Origin of the sequence: Dolichospermum sp. UHCC 0352 (assembly GCF_009711925.1) — a bacterium.
Classification (GTDB): Bacteria; Cyanobacteriota; Cyanobacteriia; order Cyanobacteriales; family Nostocaceae; genus Dolichospermum; species Dolichospermum lemmermannii.
The window spans coordinates 24396-30880 of record NZ_VIKY01000126.1 but is presented as its reverse complement, the minus strand read 5'-3'; the positions used below and the strand labels follow the sequence as shown (position 1 = coordinate 30880).

General features: G+C 41.2%; 4 protein-coding genes. 1 reads left to right on the top strand and 3 read right to left on the bottom strand.

Features of this window, described 5'->3' with window-relative positions; translation table 11 throughout:
* Positions 1 to 588 precede the first annotated feature (588 nt).
* Positions 589 to 4941: an S-layer family protein gene (locus FJR06_RS08595; protein ID WP_168651240.1), complete on the top strand. Its 4353-nt coding sequence runs from the start codon at positions 589 to 591 to the stop codon at positions 4939 to 4941.
* Between the two features lie 321 nt (positions 4942 to 5262).
* Here FJR06_RS08595 and FJR06_RS08590 read toward each other — a convergent pair whose 3' ends face one another.
* The 3 genes from FJR06_RS08590 to FJR06_RS08580 all read right to left on the bottom strand — a co-directional run bounded on the left by FJR06_RS08590 (position 5263) and on the right by FJR06_RS08580 (position 6483).
* A complete protein-coding gene (locus tag FJR06_RS08590; protein WP_015079283.1) occupies positions 5263 to 5646 on the bottom strand; it encodes a type II toxin-antitoxin system VapC family toxin in 384 nt (127 codons plus the stop codon).
* Positions 5646 to 5870: a type II toxin-antitoxin system Phd/YefM family antitoxin gene (locus FJR06_RS08585; protein WP_015079282.1), complete on the bottom strand. Its 225-nt coding sequence runs from the start codon at positions 5868 to 5870 to the stop codon at positions 5646 to 5648. Before FJR06_RS08585 ends, FJR06_RS08590 begins: the two co-directional genes overlap by 1 nt.
* A 283-nt stretch (positions 5871 to 6153) precedes the next feature.
* Complete coding sequence (locus tag FJR06_RS08580; RefSeq protein WP_015079281.1) at positions 6154 to 6483, bottom strand: ribulose bisphosphate carboxylase small subunit; 330 nt, start codon at positions 6481 to 6483, stop codon at positions 6154 to 6156.
* Positions 6484 to 6485 lie beyond the last annotated feature (2 nt).

The window sequence follows — 6485 nt, the reverse complement described above, 5'->3', positions numbered from 1 at the left end:
TCATCTAATACTTTTCAAACAACCTCTTATAGCACTATATCCATTTATGTCCAGTGTTTGAATTATTTAGTCACAGCAGTATCCATATTTTTCATTAATTTTCATTAAAAGTTAAACAGAAAATAATCATTAGACATCTCCGAAAAAGATCGTAGAGACGTTCCACGGAACGTCTCTACAAGGGTTTCAAGTCACGTACATTTAATTCTCGGAGATGTCTATTATTTAGACAGGATTTGATATATTATACTGGAAGACTTATACTGGAATCAGTAAAATTTTGTTTGAGGTAATTACGATGAAATGTCATAACTGGTGACTACCACCGCTATAGCCTCTGTTTTTGGTGGAAATATGAATATAGCTCAAGCCCAATCTCTACTGGCACACTGCATTGGAGCGGATGCTAGTGAGTTAAGAGCGATCGCCTGTAGGCTGTTTGTTTGATCAAAATCACATTTAAAAGTGATGTGTTACGCTTCCCTTACTCATGTTAGGAAGAAGCTACCACACTCAGAATATTACATAACAGCCGTTTTTTTATATACGCAAGATTTCTGCGTGCTAACTAAACCAGGAGTAATTAAAATGAGTCAGCAAAATCTAGTTTTCACTAATCCCAATGAAATTACCATTCCTAATGGTGGAGCAGCAACAACCTACCCCTCAAGTATCAACGTCTCCGGGTTAAATGGCACAATTACGAGTTTGAAAGTAACCCTAAGCAATATTAGTCATACTTATCCCGATGACCTTGATATTCTACTGATAGGTCCTACAGGTGCCAATATCTTGTTAATGTCAGATGCAGGTTGGTCTTGGGACTTAAACAATGTCACCTTAACCTTTGACCCCAATGCCAGTGATTTTCTGCCGGATCAAGGTCAGATCAGCAGTGGTAGTTATCGAGCCACAGACTATGAAACAGATGACAGATTTAATAATTCTCCTGCTCCCAGTGGTGACTATGGAATAGATTTTTCCGTATTTAACAACACCATCCCCAATGGTATATGGAATCTGTATGTGGTGGACGATACAGGGGTAGATATTGGCAACATCGCGGGCGGATGGTCAATAGCTATTGATACTACGGAGGTAACGACAAAACCAATAGTCACATTAGCTACTTCTCCGAAGAAAGTAGCAGAACATAGCGGGGCGAATATTCTCTACACCTTCACCCGAACAGGCAATATCACCAGTGAGTTAACCGTCAATTACACCGTATCAGGTTCAGCTATATTCAACACAGACTATAGTCAGACTGGTGCCACATCCCATACTGCCACTACCGGAACAGTTTCCTTTGCGGCTGGAGCGGATACAGTTACCCTGACAATTTCTCCTCTTGAGGACAACATTCAAGAAAATGACGAGACTATCATCTTAACCCTGGCAACAACGACAGATTATATCATTGGCACGACCACAGAATTGACCGGAACGATTACCAACGGGAATGATCAGTTTGAAGCAACGGGCAGTGATCTAGTCAGCAACAAGATATATGACGGAGGCGATGGTACAGACACCCTGATTGTGGATTATAGCAGTGCCAGTTTCACCTATTTAGGAAACGGTGGTTATGGAGTAACTAACACCTATACCAATAGTTTTGAAGGTTTATGGCATAGATTGTATTATGGGTCTCATCAGCCATTACTAAACTACAATAACGTAGAAGTGTTTCAAGTAACAGGAACACAATATGCAGATTACCTCAGAGGCTACAGTGGAGATGACAAGCTCATTGGGGGTGAAGGAAATGATGATATCGCGGGAGGAGATGGCAATGACCTCATCAGAGGTGGTGATGGCAACGACACCCTAAAAGGGGAAGGTGGAAATGACGAAATTGAGGGTGGTGATGGCAATGATACCATTGATGGTGGCACAGGTCGTCATGTTATCCGTGGAGGAACAGGGAATGACACAGTAGTCAGTGCTAAAGCTGGAGACAGCATTGACGGGGAAGAAGGAAACGACACCTTACAAAGCCTAGACCTGAGCAGTTTAGATGTAGATTTAGTGCTGGATTTAAGAGCTACAGAACAGGTAAGTGGTGATAATAATACCCGCATTAACAATTTTGAGAATATTTCCTCAGTGACTCTAGGCAGTGGTGATGACACCATTATTGCCACTAGTAATTTATTGGTCAGCAATGGCAGCATTAACGCTGGGGGTGGCACTGACACCCTGATTGTGGATTATAGCAGTGCCAGTTTCACCTATTTAGGAAACGGTGGTTATGGAGTAACTAACACCTATACCAATAGTTTTGAAGGTTTATGGCATAGATTGTATTATGGGTCTCATCAGCCATTATTAAACTACAATAACGTAGAAGTGTTTCAAGTCACAGGAACACAATATGCAGATTACCTCAGAGGCTACAGTGGAGATGACACCCTAATCGGGGGTGAAGGAAATGATGATATCGCGGGTGGAGATGGCAATGACCTGATCAGAGGTGGTGATGGTAACGACACCCTGAAAGGGGAAGGTGGAAATGACGAAATTGAGGGTGGTGATGGCAATGATACCATTGATGGTGGCACAGGTCGTCATGTTATCCGTGGAGGAACAGGGAATGACACAGTAGTCAGTGCTAAAGCTGGAGACAGCATTGACGGGGAAGAAGGAAACGACACCTTACAAAGCCTAGACCTGAGCAGTTTAGATGTAGATTTAGTGCTGGATTTAAGAGCTACAGAACAAGTAAGTGGGGATAATAATACCCGCATTAACAATTTTGAGAATATTTCCTCTGTGACTTTAGGCAGTGGTTATGACACCACTATTGCCACTGGTAATTTACTGGTCAGCAATGGCAGCATTAACGGTGGGGGTGGCACTGACACCCTGATTGTGGATTATAGCAGTGCCAGTTTTACCTATTTAGGAAACGGTGGTTATGGAGTAACTAACACCTATACCAATAGTTTTGAAGGTTTATGGCATAGATTGTATTATGGGTCTCATCAGCCATTATTAAACTACAATAACGTAGAAGTGTTTCAAGTCACAGGAACACAATATGCAGATTACCTCAGAGGCTACAGTGGAGATGACACCCTAATTGGGGGTGAAGGAAATGATGATATCGCGGGAGGAGATGGAAGTGATACTATCATACCAGTAAATCCCAATGTCGCCAAACCAGGATTAGGGACTGTAGATACAGTCACTGGGGGAACAGGAGAGGACACTTTTATTCTGGGCGATGCCACATGGATTGGTTATGATGACTATAATCCCAGCACTGGAGGTACAAGTGACTACCTGAATATCAAAGACTTTAATCCCCAGGAAGATATCATTCAGCTTTTGGGTTCCAGTAGTGATTATACGACCACAGTTTCAGGTAATAACATTAACCTCTACATCAACAAGCCTGATAGCGAACCTGATGAACTGATTGCTGTTTTAGAAAATACCCAGGGTTTAATCAACCCATTGCAATTTAACCTCACTGGTAGCTATTTTAAGTATATCGCCAGTAATGCCGTCCTAAACATCACTGGTACATCTAGCATACAAACGGAGGGCAACTCAGATCACAAGTCATTTGTGTTTACGGTCACTCGGTCAGGAGACACCAGTGGTACAAGCACAGTAGATTGGTTTATTACCCCGTCTGGTAATAACCCCGTTAACTCCACCGATTTTTTTGGTGGAGCAATGCCACCAGGAGAAAGCCTCACCTTTTTACCAGGAGAAACCAGCAAGGAAATAAGAGTGCGAGTCAGAGGAGACAGCACCATTGAATCCAACGAAACCTTTACGGTTTATTTGTCTACTCCCTCCCGAGCTACTATCGGTACTCGCAGTGCCACAGGGATCATTTTAAATGATGATGGTAGTCAACCGACTCTCCCAGTGATCGGCACTTCTGGTAATGATACTTTCAATGGTACTATAAATGCTGATTGTTTGATAGGTTTAGCTGGCAACGACACCTATACTGTGAATAATGCGGGTGATGTGGTAGTAGAAAACCCCAGTGAGGGGACTGATAGGGTTAATGCTTCCATTTCCTACACCCTAACCGATAACGTTGAAAATCTTACGCTTACGGGAAGTGCTAACCTCAATGGTACAGGCAACGACCTCAATAATAGCCTCACTGGCAACACAGGCAATAATATCCTCACAGGAAATGCTGGTAACGATACTCTTAACGGTGCCGCTGGCATTGATACCTTAATTGGTGGTTTAGGTGATGATATTTATGTCGTAGATAGCACTACTGATACCATTACTGAAAACTCAGGAGAAGGAACAGATATCATTCAATCTTCTGTTACCTTTGATTTAACGGTTTTCCCCAACATCGAAAATCTGACCTTAACAGGAACAGCTGTTATTAATGGTACTGGGAATGCAGGTGACAATTCATTAACAGGTAATAGTGGCAATAATACCCTCACAGGAAATGCTGGTAACGATCTTCTTAACGGTGGTACTGGTAACGATCTTCTTAACGGTGGTGCTGGTGCAGACACCCTCACAGGTGGAATAGGAAGCGATACCTTCGTTTTCCAATTTGGACAATCCCCAGTATCAGGAGCAGACCGAATTACCGACTTTGCCATTGGCACTGATAAAATTGACCTGTTGACCTCCCTGGGTGTAGCTATGAATGCTCCCACTGCCTTCACTCGTGCTGCTAATAGTACAGACACTACCTTAACAAATGTGGTCAATAGTGTATTTACTGATGCTAATGGAGCATTAACTGATAATCAGGCTTTAGGTGTAAGTAGTGCAGCTTTAGTCAGTGTCACCACTTCTGGTATTGCCGGAACTTATTTAGTCATTAATGATGGTGTGGCTGGCTTCCAATCTAGTAATGACCTATTGGTGAATATCACAGGATCCAGTGGTACATTACCAGCTTTGGGTACTATTGCTGTTAGTAGCTTCTTTATCTAAGTGCCTAAGCTCTCCTTTTGTAATTGGGGAGCTATTTTCACCCAAATCACTTTAATACAGCAGTTTCCTAAGATATTATACTCAAAACGGCTTGATTGTTTGATTCTAAACTTAGGGGTTTAGCACTGCTAAACCCCTACACATCTGGGTTCTTTGTCATTTGGCAAAAGTTTAAATCTCACCCGTGTTTAGTATATGAGCGATCGCATTCCGTCCACCGGAGGCGATCGCCATCAAAAGTTATGCAGTTATTAAATCCAGGTTTCACTAGATGCCCAGATTAAGGAGACTTCATATTGATTAAACCCACATTCAGCATTACTATAAACGCTGTATGGGATAGACATCAAAAATTTTATCAGCACTGATTATAGGCATATTTTCTACCATAGCCTGTGCAATTAACATTCTGTCAAAAGGATCACGATGATGTAAAGGTAATTGAGTAATAGCCGTAATATGACTGATTTTTATATCTAACACCGTGAAGTCATTAATACTAATTTGCTGCGTGATAAATGTCTCAAATGGAAGATTAAACGTTAGCTTTCCTAACCCGTGTTTAATTCCCATTTCCCAAACACTAGCTATACTCAAAAAAATCTGATTATTCTCATCGTTAATCAATTCTAAAACTTGATTACTAAGTCGAGAGTTATCTGTTACATACCAAATAAATGTATGTGTATCTATCAAAAACATCATCACATATATTCCTGAAAATCTTCTAAAGGTGCATCAAAATCATCAGCCATTGTTACCATTCCTTTAGCAGTACCAGGTTGACGACGGTGTTTAACTGGTAATACAGGAATTAATTTCACCACAGGTTGATTATCTTTCATGATGATAATTTCATCACCACCAAGTGCGGCTTCAATTAAATCAGACAAGTGTTGAGATGCTTCATTAACAGTAATTTGTTGCATAATTACCACCTTTAGCCTTTTGTATGTGCGACTCAACCGACAATTCTATTCTCTATCAAAAACTAAAAAAAAGGGTATTGCTGAATCAAAGAATGAAACTCACCGATAGCCTGAGTGGCGTAACCATGGTTAATTTTGAAAACTCTTACCTTTGCGTCTTTGCTCCTTTGTGCCTTTGCGCGAAACATAATTCATAAAGCCATTATGTAACGCTAAAAAAAAGAGAGATAGAAAACTCTACCTCTCTTTTTAATTCATCAAATTACTATTAGCTAACTAGCTCTTAGTATCTGCTGGGTTTGTGAACAAGGAAGCTCATAACTTGACACTGCTTGATGTTGTCAAAACCAACAACACGAATGTAGCAGTTACCATACTGAGAACGGCAACCTTGAACTTCGCTCAATACTTCTTGAGTAGTTTTAGCGCCGAACAAAGGCAACTTCCACATTGTCCAATAAAGTTCTGTAGGTTCAGAAGTTTCGTTGAATTCAATTGCAGGAATGAAACCTTGTGTGATGATGTACTGAACTTGCTTGGCGATTTGCGCGTCAGACAGAGGGGGAAGATAAGAAAGGGTTTCGTAACGACGCTCTTTAGGTAAAGTTTGCATAG